General features: G+C 59.6%; 16 protein-coding genes and 1 pseudogene. 8 read left to right on the forward strand and 9 right to left on the reverse strand.

Going from position 1 to position 14,890, the window contains the following annotated elements; translation table 11 throughout:
• Position 1 precedes the first annotated feature (1 nt).
• Entirely contained in the window at positions 2-1,045 is a 1,044-nt protein-coding gene (locus QXF46_04400) for a hypothetical protein (protein MEM0226094.1), read from the reverse strand.
• A 122-nt stretch (positions 1,046-1,167) separates the two neighbouring features.
• On the opposite strand from QXF46_04400, the gene QXF46_04405 reads away from it, so the two are divergent.
• Positions 1,168-1,443 carry a hypothetical protein gene (locus tag QXF46_04405; GenBank protein MEM0226095.1) on the forward strand — a complete coding sequence of 92 codons (276 nt, stop codon included), beginning with the start codon at positions 1,168-1,170 and terminating at the stop codon, positions 1,441-1,443.
• Here the strand turns inward: QXF46_04405 and QXF46_04410 are convergent.
• Together QXF46_04410 and QXF46_04415 are read right to left on the reverse strand one after the other, a co-directional pair.
• On the reverse strand, positions 1,418-1,633 hold the full coding sequence (locus QXF46_04410; GenBank protein MEM0226096.1) for a hypothetical protein: 216 nt from the start codon (positions 1,631-1,633) through the stop codon (positions 1,418-1,420). The two genes, QXF46_04405 and QXF46_04410, sit on opposite strands and share 26 nt — an antisense overlap.
• Positions 1,614-2,084, reverse strand: a complete 471-nt coding sequence (locus tag QXF46_04415) for a phosphoribosyltransferase family protein (GenBank protein ID MEM0226097.1) — start codon at positions 2,082-2,084, stop codon at positions 1,614-1,616. Before QXF46_04415 ends, QXF46_04410 begins: the two co-directional genes overlap by 20 nt.
• A 59-nt stretch (positions 2,085-2,143) precedes the next feature.
• Here QXF46_04415 and QXF46_04420 point away from each other — a divergent pair, with 59 nt between their 5' ends.
• Positions 2,144-2,563 carry a nucleoside 2-deoxyribosyltransferase gene (locus QXF46_04420; GenBank protein ID MEM0226098.1) on the forward strand — a complete coding sequence of 140 codons (420 nt, stop codon included), beginning with the start codon at positions 2,144-2,146 and terminating at the stop codon, positions 2,561-2,563.
• 24 nt (positions 2,564-2,587) lie between these two features.
• Complete coding sequence (locus tag QXF46_04425; GenBank protein ID MEM0226099.1) at positions 2,588-3,334, forward strand: AN1-type zinc finger domain-containing protein; 747 nt, start codon at positions 2,588-2,590, stop codon at positions 3,332-3,334.
• On the opposite strand, the gene QXF46_04430 is transcribed toward QXF46_04425, so the two are convergent.
• Positions 3,331-4,077: an alpha/beta fold hydrolase gene (locus QXF46_04430; GenBank protein MEM0226100.1), complete on the reverse strand. Its 747-nt coding sequence runs from the start codon at positions 4,075-4,077 to the stop codon at positions 3,331-3,333. The genes QXF46_04425 and QXF46_04430 overlap by 4 nt on opposite strands.
• Before the next feature lie 266 nt (positions 4,078-4,343).
• Here QXF46_04430 and QXF46_04435 point away from each other — a divergent pair, with 266 nt between their 5' ends.
• From QXF46_04435 to QXF46_04455, 5 genes and pseudogenes are all read left to right on the forward strand, one after another.
• Positions 4,344-5,630 carry a hypothetical protein gene (locus tag QXF46_04435; protein ID MEM0226101.1) on the forward strand — a complete coding sequence of 429 codons (1,287 nt, stop codon included), beginning with the start codon at positions 4,344-4,346 and terminating at the stop codon, positions 5,628-5,630.
• A pseudogene (locus QXF46_04440) lies at positions 5,627-7,066 on the forward strand (acyl-CoA reductase). Before QXF46_04435 ends, QXF46_04440 begins: the two are co-directional and overlap by 4 nt.
• Positions 7,063-8,058 (forward strand): NAD-dependent epimerase/dehydratase family protein, encoded by a 996-nt coding sequence (locus QXF46_04445; GenBank protein MEM0226102.1) that lies wholly within the window; start codon positions 7,063-7,065, stop codon positions 8,056-8,058. Before QXF46_04440 ends, QXF46_04445 begins: the two are co-directional and overlap by 4 nt.
• Before the next feature lie 413 nt (positions 8,059-8,471).
• The gene (locus QXF46_04450) at positions 8,472-8,702 is read left to right on the forward strand and encodes a type II toxin-antitoxin system CcdA family antitoxin (GenBank protein ID MEM0226103.1); all 231 of its coding nucleotides are present in this window, start codon (positions 8,472-8,474) and stop codon (positions 8,700-8,702) included.
• A 2-nt stretch (positions 8,703-8,704) separates the two neighbouring features.
• Positions 8,705-9,130 (forward strand): type II toxin-antitoxin system VapC family toxin, encoded by a 426-nt coding sequence (locus tag QXF46_04455; GenBank protein ID MEM0226104.1) that lies wholly within the window; start codon positions 8,705-8,707, stop codon positions 9,128-9,130.
• Positions 9,131-9,470: 340 nt separating this feature from the next.
• Here QXF46_04455 and QXF46_04460 read toward each other — a convergent pair whose 3' ends face one another.
• The 5 genes from QXF46_04460 to QXF46_04480 all read right to left on the reverse strand — a co-directional run bounded on the left by QXF46_04460 (position 9,471) and on the right by QXF46_04480 (position 14,877).
• Complete coding sequence (locus QXF46_04460) at positions 9,471-10,211, reverse strand: alpha/beta fold hydrolase (protein MEM0226105.1); 741 nt, start codon at positions 10,209-10,211, stop codon at positions 9,471-9,473.
• A gap of 95 nt (positions 10,212-10,306) precedes the next feature.
• Positions 10,307-11,329 carry a hypothetical protein gene (locus QXF46_04465; protein ID MEM0226106.1) on the reverse strand — a complete coding sequence of 341 codons (1,023 nt, stop codon included), beginning with the start codon at positions 11,327-11,329 and terminating at the stop codon, positions 10,307-10,309.
• Between the two features lie 494 nt (positions 11,330-11,823).
• Positions 11,824-13,476, reverse strand: coding sequence for a beta-N-acetylhexosaminidase (locus QXF46_04470; GenBank protein MEM0226107.1), 1,653 nt, complete (start codon positions 13,474-13,476; stop codon positions 11,824-11,826).
• 105 nt (positions 13,477-13,581) lie between these two features.
• On the reverse strand, positions 13,582-14,250 hold the full coding sequence (locus QXF46_04475; protein MEM0226108.1) for a ThuA domain-containing protein: 669 nt from the start codon (positions 14,248-14,250) through the stop codon (positions 13,582-13,584).
• 63 nt (positions 14,251-14,313) lie between these two features.
• Positions 14,314-14,877 (reverse strand): ATP cone domain-containing protein, encoded by a 564-nt coding sequence (locus QXF46_04480; protein MEM0226109.1) that lies wholly within the window; start codon positions 14,875-14,877, stop codon positions 14,314-14,316.
• Between the last annotated feature and the right edge of the window lie 13 nt (positions 14,878-14,890).

Here is a 14,890-nt window from a genome sequence, read left to right on the forward strand (position 1 = left end):
CCTACTCGCACCAGTACTTCAGCAGTTCCTTATGGGCTTCGAGAAGCAGCAGGGGGTCGCCCGGAGTCAGGGTGAAGTACAGCCCCCCCACTTCAAGCAGCCTTAGCCCCAGGTCCCGAGCCACTGCTGGAGCAAGCCGTTTCGCGCCGCGGCCGACGAACACGAGCTTCCCTTCGCGCAGTGAAACCACCTTAAGGTCGGGGGGAGGAAGGGTGTCTTCGATCTCGGTGCCCGCGGGGGGCGAGGAGCCGACTACGACTCGGCAGGCCGACCCCCTGAGGATCTTGAACGTGAGAGGGTGGAAACGCTTTACGCCCAGCTCCGCCATCGCATCGGCCTCGCTCAACCCAACCTGCTTCAGGGGATGCGCTGTAGGCACGAGGTCGGGGTCTGCGCTCATCAAGCAGGGGGTGTCCGTCACGAGGTACAGCTCACCGGCGTTGAGAGCCGCCGCCACAAGCGAGGCGGTGAGGTCTGAGGCGCCCCTACCCATCGTCGTCGTCCGCCCATCCCTAGTGGATCCCACGAACCCGGCAACGACGACCGCGTCGTACTTGGGCAGCAGCGGCTCGAGAGCCCGCCTAATGCCGGCGAAGCAGTCCTCCACTAGAGGCCTCGCCTCGCCAAATCGATCGTCGGTCACGATCCCGGCTTCACCGCCGTCGAGAGCGATCACCCGAGAGGCTAAGCCCTCAAGGGCGGCTGCCATCGTGTAGGCTGAAACCCGCTCCCCCGTCGCGAGGATCTCGTCGAGGAGCTGGCGCGAGGGGTGGTTCGAGTAGGCCTTGAAGGCTCTCGTGCAGCGGTCCACCCACTTCTCGAACCCCTTCGCCCCCACCTCCTCAGCCACGCTGACGATCGAGTCTAACGTCTCGTGGAGCATCCTCTCGTCTCGGGTTTCGGCGGCGTGCAGCAGAGCATCCGTCACGCCCCTCATGGCTGAAACCACGATTACGCGGGCACCGAGCTCGAGCGCCAGCTTCGCGTGCCTCGCGTAATCGCTCGCAGCTCTAAGCACTGAACCCCCCACCTTCACTACGCGCACGTCCGCGCGCTTCGCGCACCCCGTTTAAAAACTTTAAGCATTAATTACCCCTGCTCATTCCGCCCAAGATATTACTCATGTTCATATAAAAGGATTAAATGGTGAGCTCTCCTGCTCCCCGCGTGGATGCCAGGCTCCTCAGAGAGGTTCTCAAGCTGGCAGCTAACGGCCCCATCACCCTACCGCAGCTGGCGGAAAAGCTGGGTGTTGGTGTTGGCGAAGCTGAAGCATTGATAGGCGCGCTGCTCGCGCACAGCTACCTGAGGGAGGTGAAGCCCTCGGATTGCACCGCCTGCCCCCTTAAGGGGGTTTGCGCGGTCAACGTCACGAGGGGCGTGCGCGTCTTCGAGTTGACCGAAAAGGGCCGCAGGGTTATCGAGCGCGGAGCTTCACTTTGATCACGTCGCCTACGACGGAGACCTCGTACCCCTCGTCTCTCAGCATGTTCAGGGCCTCGATCACTTCGTCGTAGCTGTAGCCCTCCACCTCAAGCTCCGGTATGAGCACACGACCTACGCCTCCGAACACGTCCCTAGATGCGATGCTCAGGATGCGCGCGGCCAGCTCCTCAACCCTCCTTGCTCTCATACCTCTCCCACGGGAACACGGGGCAGGAGGTCATGAAGATAGCGTAGTAGTCGGGCACCTCAACCATTTCGCGCGACCTCACCACGAGCACGGCCGTCTTCACCTCGCCAGCCCCCTTAGAGATGAGCAGCTCCCGGGCGGCTTTCAGCGTCAGTCCCGTCCTGGCTACGTCGTCGACTACCAGGACTCGCTCACCGTTAAGCTGTGGGACGCTGTCGCGCAGCAGAAGGGGTTCCCCGTGGATTTCTCGTGGCGGCTTCTCGTCGCTGTACCTCCTGAACTCGACCTCGTACACGCGGTCGATGTTCAGCCTAGCTGCGATGATTAAGGCCGGGTAGATCCCGCCCCTCATTACGGCGACTATAGCGTCAATCCTTTCGCGCCGAACCTCCTCAGCCAGCGTTAGGGAGAGGCCGAGCACGTCCGACCACGTCAACTCAGCTGTTCGCATCTCAGCTCCTGCGCCCATGGCTAGCGCCAGACTTTAAGCTTACGAGGCTCGAAGGGCTTGTGCGAATCTACCTTGCGGCACCTATGAAGGGGGTGAGGGTGGCCCTCGAGACTGTCCGCGCAATCTACGCCGCGCTGAGGGAAATCGGATGCGAGGTTTTGACGCCTCACGTAATCGACGAGGTGCTCGACGTCGACAGGGGCTTGACGCCGGAGGAGGTGTACGAGAGGGACGTGAAGCTGCTCGAGGAGGCCGACGCTTTGGTGGCGGAGGTCAGCTACCCCAGCCTCGGCGTCGGCTTCGAGATAGCATACGCGCTCCTGAAGGGTAAGAGGGTCATCGCCCTCTGCCTAGAGTCGCGCCTCGCGGAAACTTCTGCGCTCATTCGTGGGATCCGCAGCCCGAACTTCAAGCTGATAACCTACAGCGGGGTTGAGGACGCGATCGGGAAGCTCCTCGACGAGCTACGCTGCAGTTAATAACCGGTGGTGGGACACCTGCTCGTGGCTAAGTGCGACTACTGCGGCGCGGAGATCGAGGGCCTACCCTTTAAGTGCAAGTACTGCGGCGGTGTGTTCTGCGTCCACCACCACCTGCCGGAGGAGCACGACTGCCCCGGCCTGTACAAGGCTCAGAGCCCCGATGCTATCGAACGTGGCCGGCCGATACTGAGCGCTCCGGTAGAGGCCGCGCCCCGCGTCCGAGCCCGCCCCTTCTTCTACAGCGGGGAGCTAAGAGACATCGCCATTGGGGTCGCCGCGGTCACCATCGCAGCTATGCCCAGCTACAGCCTCACGGGCCTCCTCTACGGTCTGCTGATAGCCCTACTCGCCTACCTCCCCCACGAGCTCGCACACAAGCTGGCCGCCGAGTACTTCGGAAACCCTGCCCGCTACGTGATTTGGCCCTGGGGCCTCCTCCTCACCCTCATCTCAGCGATCCCCTTCATGCCCATTGGGATCATCGTGCCGGGCTACGTGTTAATAGCCAGTCCGGGGCTCTCCGCCAGGGAAGAAGAGCTGATATCGGCGGCCGGCCCGCTCACGAACATCGCTGTGGCTACGCTCGCGCTGGTGGTGGCACCCCTGACCCCCATCGCGCGGAGGCTGGCTTACTTCAGCGCGATCGTAGCCGTGCTGAACCTGCTACCCTTCGGCCCCCTTGACGGGAGAAAAGTGCTTAGAGCGAACTTCTTAACGTGGCTGATCCTGTTCGGTGCGGCTACAGCACTCCTGTTGATCGCGCTCTAGAGGTGGCTCTTTACCCAGGAGAGGATTTCGCTCTCCACTTGCCTGCGCACGTGGTAGTCGTTGAAGACGTGCCCGCTCTTCACCTCTAGGAATTTCTTCTCCACTCTGAGCTTCTCGTAGAAGCGCTTAGCTTGGCTGATGGGGACCACCTCGTCGTCGGTCGCGTGGACGATGAGCGTAGGCGCTTTCACCTGCTCCGCTATATCCATCACGGTGAACCTGGCGTTCTCCATCGCGTTCTCCGCCCTCATCCTGAAGGGCCCCATGTACACGTAGCCTTCCTCCACCTTGAAGGGCACCCTACCGGTGAGCTCGGGCCAATCCAAGGCGGGGGAGAGGAGTACGAGGGCTGCAACATCGTCCCTGCCTGCCGACAGCTTGACTGCCACGCCGCCTCCCATGCTGAGGCCGATTACTGCGAATGATGAACTGTCAACCTTCTCGAGGCTCTTCACGTACTTGACCGCGTTCTCCGCATCCTCGACCGCCATCGAGATTCTAAACTCCTCGAAGGGTAGCGGTGAATCGCCGTGGCAGCGGTAGTCGAAGCGTAGCACCGCGTAGCCTGCGCTGCAGAGCACACGCGCCAGATCCGTGTACAAACGTCCAGCCTCGCTCTTATTACCCGTGAAACCGTGCAAGAGCAAGACCGGCTTCGGCTTGACGGTGGTTGATGGAAGGTGGAGTACACCGGCCAACTTCAAACCAGCGCTCGGAACCCACACGAGTTCCTCGCTCCCCACGCCGGCATCCCTCCCCATCTAGGTAAAAATGAGTATCGCTCTCTCCCGAGAGCCGTAGCGATTCCACGCGCGGATAGCTTCCGTCTTCCCGCAGATGATTGATCCCTATGAGCTGGAACTTCGGAGGCAGGCTCTCCTGATGATTGAAGCTGCAAAATGCCGGGCGCCTTAAAACGTAACCTGATCGGCTTCCCGCATGCATCGATCGAGTATTTCGTCAAAAGTCTAAATATAATCCTTATCTGGCATAAGAGTGGAGCCAGGCTATGGAAACGCTTCCCGCCTACAGGACTTTAGAGGAGCGTAGCCGACAGAGCAGGTTCCTCAACGATCCGCACGTGAAGAGGCTGGTGGAGCTGGCCCGCGATAGAAGCCTTTTTGAAAAATCCCCCGATTACCTAGCGAAGCTTAGGAGGGATCTGCTGAGGAGCTCGCTGGAGTTTTTCGCTCGGAACAGCGAGTTCTACGAGCGGCTGCTGAACGCGCAGGGCATCGACCCGAGGGCTGCTGAGGTTGAGGATCTCGCGAAGCTGGCTGTTCCATCCGACATGCTGAGAGGGGACGGTTTCTCTAGATTCCTGTTACCCAACAGGGATGAAGGAGGCTTCGTGTTTCGCTCGAGCGGCACGAGCGGGAAGGATCCGGTCAAGGTGTACAGGAGCCCGCTAGAGCTAGTCATGATGACGGTGGCCAACGCGAACCTCTTCGAGTACGTTTACGGCAGCGTTCTCGAGCCGAACAAAGGCTTAGCGCTCTTCCTGGCCGCTGAGGAGTTGAAGAATCACTTGAACTTCGTGGCTTTCGTTGACTTGGCCCTCCAATACAAGGGGATAAGGCTTCTCTACGGCATGGATCTAGTCCCGGACTCCAATGGGAGCCTGATGTGGAAGAGGCTCGTCCCGAACAGGGAGAGGATACTTCAGTTCATCAAGAGCAAAGACGAGCCCAAGCTCTTCTTCTCGGCTCCAGCGGGCGTCTACCTTATCACCCAGCAGTTCGCCGGCTTAAGCCTCTTCAAGAAGCTGCTCTTCAAGCTGCTCGCCGGTGCACCACCGATCGACCTGGGCAGGGGAGGCGTCGTGGTCACGGGCGGAGGATCGAAGGGCTTCCAGATTCCAGAGTACGATGTGATCGTTAAAGAGGCTAGGAAGATCTTTAGGGCTAGGGACGCGTCAACGAACGAGGAGGTTCCGGTCCCCTTCATGGACGTGCTCGGCATGACTGAAACGTTGACCGCGCTCCTCGATAAGTTCGGAGTGATGCACAAGATTCCACACCCGTTGCAGGAGGCCCTCCTTCTCGATCCGAAGACCTACAAGCTCATGGACGAGTTCAACAGGGATGGCCTCCTGGTGATCTTCGATCCGCTGGCCCTATCGTGGCTGGAGGTCTTCATCCCGGGCGACGTTGTGAGGCAGGTCCCCTCGGAGAGGTACTACGGCAGGGAGTTCATCTACGTAAGGAGACTCACGGCGGAGGAAGGATGGGACCTCCAGAGGGCTTGCGGAGGTACGTTGGAGGAGCTAATGTACAAGGGGGCTCCTACGCCATGAGCAGGAGCATCAAACCACTGTATCCTGGGATTGAGGGAGGGGATCTCGAGCTCGTAAGCGCCGCAGGCGCAAGCGTTCTCGAGCCCAAAGCCGATTGGCCGTCCTCCACCCTGCGTGCCGCGGTAGGGTTGCAATGGGAGCTTTCCAGCCTCCCCCTCGACGAGAGGTTGAAGGTCATCCAACTCCTCGGAGACTCTTGGAGGGAGAAGCTGGAAGAGGGCGGACTCCAGCGGTTAAAGGAGAATCTCGCGAAAGCCACGGGGTACAGCCCATCGCTGATAAAGCTCGAGATGCAGCTCGTGGGCGAAGTGCTCAACGCGAGTAATTTACGCAGGCTTCTCGACTCGACGGTCATCGGAGGGGCGAGAAGCCTGGAACAACCGGTAGAAGTCGCGCCCGGGGAGTACGTCAGGAACCTGCCAGCGGGCCCGGTCTTAATAGTAGGCTCCGGCAACTCCATCATACCACCGCTGATTCCAGCGACGATTTCGCTCGTTATCGGTAACTTCACAATCCTTCGACCATCCCTCGCCAACTTCGAGGCGGTGGGAGAGGTTTTCCGCGAGCTCGATCAGCTGCCCGCGGACAACCCCTTCAGGCGCGCGCTGCTCGTCAGCTACTTCACACACGAGAGCAAGAATCTCGCATACCTCCTCGAGAAAGCGCCGCTGGGCGTTGTGAACTTCTGGGGTGGAGAGCCGGCGAGAACCCGGTTGGCGCGCGCCGTTTCAGCGAACCCCCATAGGCCGCGCTTCCACGTGAATGGACCCATGACGGGTTTCGCCATCATCGACTCCTCCAACGCGACGCCCGAGGTAGCGGAGAGGCTCGCACTCGAAATGGTGCTGTACGACTAGCAGCTCTGCAGCAGCCCCACGCAAGCCGCGTTCTTGGGCTCCTTCTCGGAGCTAATGGAGTTCGCGAGCGTTCTGTGCGACGCTCTCGACAGGGTGGGCAGGGAATACCCTCTCAGCTTCGAGAGCATCCCCTACCCTCTGTTCGTGATGCGAAAGAGCCTGGAGCTGGCTGGCGCCCGGGTTTACGCGAGCAGCGATCCCGCTAACCCGTGGACTCTCGTGCTATCCGATAGGAGAACCTTAATGGACAGGGTGCCCCGCGATGCCCTTATCCCGCTTCACGCCAGGAGGCGGTTCCTCGAGCTGATCGCCGTCGAGACTCTCAGCGACGCCATCAGCCTTGTGAAGAGCCTCCCCGCGAACCCCGCTTACGCGGGCGTGGATAAGGTTCAGACTCTCGCCGTGGCGGTAAGCGAAGGCGCCCTCACGCAGATTATCAGTGCTCTACCCCTGCTGGGCGTCTACCGCGTCGTGCCGCTGGGAGAGAGCTACCTTCGAACCCCCGCCGAGCCGTACGACGGCTTCTACCTACCCTCCGTCTTCTCCTACACGGCGTACGTGAGGGTGAGGAGGAGTTGAGGGTCCTCGTCACGGGGGCTTCGGGCTTCCTCGGCGGCCACTTGGTCGAGGAGCTCGTCAAGCTCGGTTACAAGGTGAGAGCCTTCGTCCGGAAAACGAGTGACACGAGGCTCCTCAGGCAGCTCGAGGTTGAGGTCGTAACAGGCGACATCACAGACCCCTCAACCCTCCCTCCAGCGATGAGAGGGGTGGACTGTGTAGTGCACTTAGCGGCCTACTACACCTTTTTCGGGAGGAAGGAGCTCTACGAGCTCGTCAACGTTAAGGGCACGGAGTGGACAGCCCGCGCAGCCCTCGAGAGCGGTGTGCGGCGCTTCATATACTGCAGCAGCACGGAGGCGATAGGGCCCGTCAAGAACCCGCCAGGCGACGAGAACAGCGAGCTCAACCCCCAGTTCGAGTACGGGAGGTCGAAGGCTAGGGCTGAGAAAGTCGTCAAAAGCCTCTCCGCGGCAGGGTTGGAGTACACGATCATAAGACCGACGGGCATCTACGGTCCGAGGAACGTAGACGACGTCGCCTACTGGTTCCTGACGAGCTACGCGAGGGGGGGCTTAGCGAGCAGGATAGCGGTGGGCTCAGGGCAGAACCTCGTACAGTTCACCCACGTCAAGGATGTGGTTCAGGGGTTCATCCTCGCCATGGAAAAAGAGGTGGCTGTGAACCAGGTTTACATCATAGGCGAGGACAGGTGGTACACTTACAACCAGGTTTACCAGATTCTGCACGAGCTGTGCGGTAAGGGTCCCCCCAGCTTTAGGCTACCGCCGGTGCTCGCCAAGCTTCTACTGCTTCCGCTGGAGCTCTACGACACTTTGACGGGCGAAGGGAACATCATGCACCGCAGAGCCCTCGTCGACGCCGTCACGAGCGATAGGGCTTACAGCGTCGAGAAGGCTAAGAGAGAGCTGGGGTTCAAGCCGAGGTACGACCTACGTAGCGGTCTGAGGGAGACGCTGGACTGGTACAGGCTGCACGGCTACCTGGATTGAAAGAGCTCGCACGCAAAACGCGCCAACATGTTCCATATAAGCTAGGCTAGAGGTGTTCCTTAATCCACGCTAGGATCTCTTTCTCCACCTGCCTGCGCACATGGTAGTCGTTGAAGGTGTAGCCCCCCACGCTTAAGCCAACGAGAGCAAAGCGCGCAATGAGCTGTAGGCGTGCTTCTCCCCATCGAACCGTTGGTGTAAATAACGTTGCAGTACCGAGCGCAGGGTGCAAGGGCAGTCGAGCGCGTGGAACGCGTGGGAGAACCCCTCGAGAGCGCTTAGTACTTCTCAAGTGAGAGCCTGCAGCAGAACCTAAGCCCGGTTCCCTACAGGCGCCCCATTTCCCACTCTTCCCTAACCCAGCATTAGCAACACTTATTAGCTACTTTATGGTGGGAATTTGAGGGTGACATATGGGTAGTTATGTCACGGTGTCCACGAAGGTTAGAAGGGAGCTTAAGGAGGAGGCGGAGAGGCTGGGCATCAACGTATCTATGGTGCTGAGGAAGGCTCTCGAGGAGGAGGTGAGGAAGAGGCGGCAGCAGAAGCTACTCGAGAAGCTGGAGGCTTTCCGCGACGTCCTGGACAGGATCGAGGTGGAGGAGCTGGTTAGGCTGGTCCGCGAGGATCGCGAGAGGAGGTAGGCTTGCCGAAGTGCAAGTACCTCTTCGACGCTTCCTCGCTCGTCCATGCTCTGAAGCTCAAGCGCCTTGACCTCCTGAGCGAGGGCTGTATCCAGTGGCTTACGGTCTACGAGGTTTTGAACGCTGTCTGGAAGGAGGCGCACCTGCTGGGTAAGCTCGACAGGAAGAGGGCTGTTGAGTTTGTCGACGCTCTAGCCGAGTTCCTTGGTACTCTGAGCATCCTAGACCCGCGCGGCTGCGAGAAGGAGGCTGTCGAAACGGCGCTAGAGTTCGGTGTGACGGTGTACGATGCCTCATACGTGGTACTAGCCAGGAAGCACGGGCTAGTGCTCGTCACCGAAGATAGGGAGCTTAGAAGGAAGGTAGGCCGTGCAGTCGAGGTGGTAAGCCTGGAGGAGCTACTCGGGCAGGCCTACCGCGCGCGGTAGAAGCTCGAAGCAGAGGGCTAACGCTACGTGTTCGTAGATCCGCACGCCCCCTTCAACTCGAGTGGCACGGAGATCGTCGTTGGCGACGTCACGGATCTACTAACCCTCACCACCACGATGGGTGGAGGACTGCGTAGTGAATTTGGTGGTTTACTACACCCTCTTTCTGGAGGAAGGAGCTCTACGAGCTCGTCAACGTTAAGGGAACCGAGTGGACAGCCCGCGCAGCGGTCTGAGGGAGACGCTGGACTGGTACAGGCTGCACGGCTACCTTTGCGAGCTCTTTCAATCCAGCACGCTAAACTAGTAAAAATAAGGCCGCCTCGAGTAAACTGCTAGGCTAGAGGTGTTCCTTAATCCACGCTAGGATCTCTTTCTCCACCTGCCTGCGCACATGGTAGTCGTTGAAGACGTGCCCGCCCTTCACCTCCACAAACTTCTTCTTAACTTTCAGCGCCTCGAAAGACTGTTTCGCGCGGTCTAGGGGTACTGCCTCGTCGTCCACCGCGTGGATTTGTAGAGTGGGTGCGCGCACCCGCTCAGCCTGGTCGGGCGTCATGAGCATCCCCTCGAAGCCCTCCGGCCGCATCCTCAGAGCACCAAAGTACACGAACTCGCCCTCCTGCCTCCTCTCCAAGCGGCGCCTCTCGAAGGGCGCGAAGGGGCTTGTGGAGAGGAGGACTAGCGCCGCCACGTCGTCCCTATCCAAGGAGATTCGGGCTGCTATGAAGCCCCCCATACTCAAGCCGACGAGAGCGAAGCGCGACGCGTCCACCCCCTCGAGGCTCTTCACGTACTTGACCGCGTTCTCCGCATCTTCGACCGCCATCGAGATTCTGAACTCTTCGAAGGGTAGGGGGGAGTCGCCGTGGCAGCGGTAGTCGAAGCGTAGCACCGCGTAGCCTGCGCTGCAGAGCACACGCGCCAGATCCGTGTACAAACGTCCAGCCTCGCTCTTATTACCCGTAAAACCGTGCAAAAGCAAGACCGGCTTCGGCTTCTCAACGCCGCTCGGAAGGTGCAGGACACCAGCCAGATTGAAGCCAGCACTCGGAACCCAGACTAGCTTTTCACCGTTCACAGGAGCGGTTGCCAGAACTCGATAAAATGGTTACCGTTACTCCTGCGACGCGGATGCAGCTTCAAGGGATGTTAAACGGGGACGCGTTGGTCCGGCTACCGCTTCTCCTCTCCACCTTTCTGCTCCCTCTCACTCGGGGGTACGACGAAGATCTCGTCTCCCACGATCATGAAGGCGAGGCGGCGCTTCTCGATCCAAGGCTTTTCGCCGAGGTACTCCTTGAACGTGTCGTTGCTGAGGATAAGAGCCCCCTGCTTCTCCGCGATGCTGATGATGAAGGCGTCCGCAGAAGTCCTGGCTGGAGCCTCGTAGAGAACGCCCCGCGCGCGCAGGCTGTCCAGCGTGAACGGATCATCGATGTGGTGCTTCAGCGAGGCATCAACCACCACGAGAGGGGTGTAACCTTTCTCTCGAGCCCAGTTAACCGCCAAGAGGATGTTCCTCGCCCGCGGCCTCCCCAAGCTGTCGCGAGCAGCGTAAGCCACGTTCGAACCATCGATCACAACCACCCAGCCGGAGATCCCGGGCACCCCAGCTCCAGCGCCCAGCTTCGGCGCCTCGACTCTCGCGCGCCCCACCTCCTCCACCTGCGCTTCAACCCGGCGGGGTGCGAGCTCTGCAGACCTCAACCTCCCCTCCAGCAGCCTCAACTGATCCTCCAGCCTCGAAGCCCTCCTCGAGGCCCTCACCGCAACGGTTAGCGAGATCAGCGTGAGCAAGGCAAGTAAGGCTAGAGCCACCGGGAAGTACTCCAGCCTCATCCTAGAGATCAAGCTAGAAAATTCGTTTTTCAAGGCAGAAACATCTCTCTCTATGTTAGAGACTCTTCTCTCTATGTTGGAGACTCCGCTGGAAAGATCTCTTTCCAGCCTGTCGATTCTTACGGTAACGTTAGAGAGGCCCCGCTCCAGGCTGGAAACTTTTGTTGAAATGCTGGAGAGCTCCTCCCTCATGTTGCCCAGCACCACGGGAGTTAGCGGCTCACCCGCGTAGGCGTCCAGCGAAGTACCAACCGCTCTGATCATCAAGTTACCCCTAAGCTTCTCATACAGAATATTGCCGCCCACGATGCCAGCTAGGTAAGATCTTCCCGCCGGAGCATCTGTGTCGACGCGCATGTATGGGTGTATTGCACCTTCCTTTTCAAGTTGGATAACTATGAAAAACGGTGTGAAATTAATCATTAAGTCTGGTATATCTACCGTAAGCCATATATTTTGTTGGAGAAAAAGTTCCGCTCTATAAACGAAATATGTTCTTAGGTTAGGATCCCAGACCTCAATACGTAAGACCCCATTTCCCCATGCATCAAGGTATACTCTTATAGCCGTCAGAACCCAGGGAAGGCTAGGCGGTGTAAATTCGACCGCGTAGACAACCCCTCTCGTGAAGTCATAATAAGTATCTGGCTCCCCGTCATCGTACTTCAGCTCGATCGCGGGGTAGGCGGAAGACTCTAAGGTCGCGGACAGAATGAGGATAATTACTGCGAAGACAGGAAACGCGCGCGACTTGACCACGCTTTCAAGTGCTCGGGCTGAAAATAAAAACTTAGCTATCGATTCTACACTTTGATGTTTTTTAACTCTCTTCAATGGATGATGGAAACTGTTTAGGGGCTTTGGAGGCGCTCTGCCCCAACCTTCTTCTCCAGCTCCAGTACTGCTGCAGCACTGTAGAAGCGCGTGTAGACTCTGGCGAGGTTTGCGGGTTTGCGCTCGCTCAGCCACAGGTCGGCGTAGAGGCTCGCTAAGCCCAGGAAGTCCGCCACCGTTGCTCTACCCTCCACCTTCCGCAACCCGACCTCTAGGCAGCGCTTGATGAACTCCAAGTCGCGGGGCAGGCTGACCCTCCCGGCCATCTCGAGCGCCTTCCTCCACTCCTCGTACACCGGCAGGTTGTGCACCTCCTCAGTGGGTGAGAAGAGCACCCGCTTGATGAAGTTCGCTACCGCACCCTTACCGAAGCTCTTCCTCACCTCGAGGATTTCGCAAGGTTCACCGGTCAAGGCCAGCCACTTCTCCTCCCAGTTGCCGGAGCCTTCGGCGTACTCCATCGCCGCCAGGATGAGCGGGTAGAGGAAGGAGTAGAGGCACTCCTCCCCGTCGTCCCCCCACGCCGTGACCATGAACCCCTTGACCCCCTCCTCTCGGGCGGCCTGAAGGAAGTTTTTCACGTTGGTGAGGGCCGTCTCGAAGTCGGGGTAGTACTTGTTCCAGTTCCACAAGCCGGGGCAGGCGATCTGCTCGTAACCCCTCTCCTTGAAGAGCCTGATCTTCTCCCTGAAGTACTCGACGGTGCCGGGGGTGTAGTCCCAGTTGGCTATCAAGCACTCCCTCCACGCCGGGTTCTCCAGGATCGCCTTCCAGAGCTCCCTCTCCGTCTCCCGCAGGTACATTCCGGCGATCATGTCCCCCCAGATGATCGGGGTCTTGCCCTTCCCCTTGGCGATCTCGATGAGCCTGGAGTGGTGCTCCGCGTAGAGGCGCGGCCCCTCGAACTTGAGGAGCTTGTCGAGGCTCCTCCCCCTGCCCAGCGCCCACGTCTCGTCGCCCCCGATGTGGATGTACTTCGAATCGGTCTTGCTGGCCGCCTCCTCGAGCAACTCCTCTGCGAACCTCCTCGCCTCAGGGTCGCTGACGTTCAGGCAGCCCTCCTCGGGGCGATGCCACTCGCTGAACTTCCAGTACTTCGGCAGGGTTAGGATCCACTCCATGTGACCGCAAAGCTCGAGGGATGGGAAGACCTCGATCCCCAGCCTCTTCCCGTACTCGACGATCTCCCTCCACTCCTCGTTGGTGTACCTGCCCCTCTTGAAACCGATGTCGGGGTACTTGTCCCACGGGAAGAGGTCCTCAACGTAGATCGCGAGGTAGTTGTACTTGAGGAGGAAGAGCCACCTCAGCAGCTTCTTCAGCTCCCCCACGGTGGCAACGCCGCCGCGGGCGACGTCCAGGTGGAAGCCCCTGAAGCTGAAGCGGAGCTGCTCGTGCACTTCGACGTCTGGGATGCGGCAGCAACCCCCCTGCAGAACGAGCTGTATCAGGGTGGCCCGCCAGATGGCTGGATCCCCCCAAGCCTCGACGTACCCCTCCCTCACGTTGATCCCGCAGCCCGGTCTCTCAACGACTTTGATCTCCCACGATCCACGCGGTATACCAAACTCCTCCATCAGGAAACCGTCCATGTTCGAGAATCCATCGAACTCGAACCATCTACCCCTGTACTCCAGCTTCACCGGTTCGGGCACAACCAGAGGCTCCATCGCTCTGCTGAGGATAGGGTCCTACAAAACGGTTGCTCTCAGCGCAACGGCGGGCTCGGTGCGGTCAGGAGGAGAGTGTGAATGGGGTTGATCCTTGAGGGGCGGCTACTCCAGCCTCATGGCCCAGAGCAGACCCCCCATCAGGTGCTTCTGGAACCACTCCTGCCTCCACGTCCAAGTGAAGTGGCCGAAGGCGGTGTAGAAGACCCTGCCCCGACCGAAGTCGTGGCACCAGGCCAGCGCGTAGTCGTTGTCGGGCCTCGTCCCCTTGCTCAAGTCCACCGAGCTGTTGTCGAGGCTGATCAGCACGTTCGTCCTGCTCCTACTCCACTCCTTGAACGTGTAAACCTCCTCGAGCGTTTCGAAGGTTTGGGGCAGGTGCCTCGTCGACGGGTGGTTGGGGTTCTCCACCCTAGCCCTGATAACCTGCGTCCACGGGTGCGCGAGGAAGTAGCCGCCAAGCATTTCGCCGTACTCCTTGAACGCGTAGAAGGTGTCAGCGGCGTTGTGGACTCCCACGAAGCCACCCCCGCTCCTGACGAAGTCTATCAGCGCGCGTTTCTGCTCATCGCTGAGCGGCAGCTCCCCCGTCGTGAGGAAGACGATACCCGCGTACTCCCTCAACCGCTCAGGGTCGAGGTCGGCCGGCTCCTCCGTCGCGAAAACCTCGAACCTTCCGCTCCGCTCCCCCAGCTTGACTAGAACCTCAACCGCCGTAGGGATGTAGCTGTGCCTAAAACCCGCCGCATGCGTAAACACGAGTACCCTTCTCACGCGCAATCAGCGGCTCCTCCCGTAAAAATGCGTAACGCGCCCCACTTGGGAGGCTGATGGAGCTCATTCTATCGGCTTTTTAAGCTCGTACGGCTTCCAACCGAGCTTCTCGCGGAACTGGTTGATCAACTCGACCGACTTCAGCTTCTCCTCTTTCGGCATCTGCCTCGACTTCAGGACGCCCATGAATAGGGCGTAGAGCCTCGCGTTGATCGTAGCCTTCGAAACGCCGAACTGCAGGTCCTCCTCGAGCTCCCTCAAAATGCCGGCCACCTCCTCGCTGTGGGACAACCCCTTCGGACCGATGTCTTTGACGCTTCGGCCCAGGTAGAGGTGCCCCTTCTCGACCACTAGGGCTTTCCCGTCCTCGAAGGTGATCCTGCCCTTCGCTACACGGTCGTAAAAGGTCCAGGCCTCGTAGGCGTGCGGAGCTAGCTCCCTAAGCCTGATTAGGACGTAGCGGCGTATCTCATCCGTGCTCATGCCGTCGTACGCCCTCTGCTCGACCTCCCTGGCGATCTCCTGTGCAACCTCTACCGGTGCACCGGCCGCAACGCACGCCTCGTAAATTTTCTGAGGGTTGAAGTCCTCCAGTGCCCCACTCCTCTTCCTAACCCTTTTCGCCATACGTATACAGCGC

The sequence above is a fragment of the Thermofilaceae archaeon genome (assembly GCA_038731975.1).
Taxonomy (GTDB): Archaea; Thermoproteota; Thermoprotei; order Thermofilales; family Thermofilaceae; genus JANXEW01.

Bases quoted from the DNA above. Each gene is read 5' to 3' on its own strand.
- QXF46_04415 (MEM0226097.1), bottom strand. From the start codon at position 2,084: ATGCGAACAGCTGAGTTGACGTGGTCGGACGTGCTCGGCCTCTCCCTA.
- QXF46_04410 (MEM0226096.1), bottom strand. From the start codon at position 1,633: ATGAGAGCAAGGAGGGTTGAGGAGCTGGCCGCGCGCATCCTGAGCATC.
- QXF46_04450 (MEM0226103.1), top strand. From the start codon at position 8,472: ATGGGTAGTTATGTCACGGTGTCCACGAAGGTTAGAAGGGAGCTTAAG.
- QXF46_04435 (MEM0226101.1), top strand. From the start codon at position 4,344: ATGGAAACGCTTCCCGCCTACAGGACTTTAGAGGAGCGTAGCCGACAG.
- QXF46_04470 (MEM0226107.1), bottom strand. From the start codon at position 13,476: ATGGAGCCTCTGGTTGTGCCCGAACCGGTGAAGCTGGAGTACAGGGGT.
- QXF46_04480 (MEM0226109.1), bottom strand. From the start codon at position 14,877: ATGGCGAAAAGGGTTAGGAAGAGGAGTGGGGCACTGGAGGACTTCAAC.
- QXF46_04465 (MEM0226106.1), bottom strand. From the start codon at position 11,329: ATGCGCGTCGACACAGATGCTCCGGCGGGAAGATCTTACCTAGCTGGC.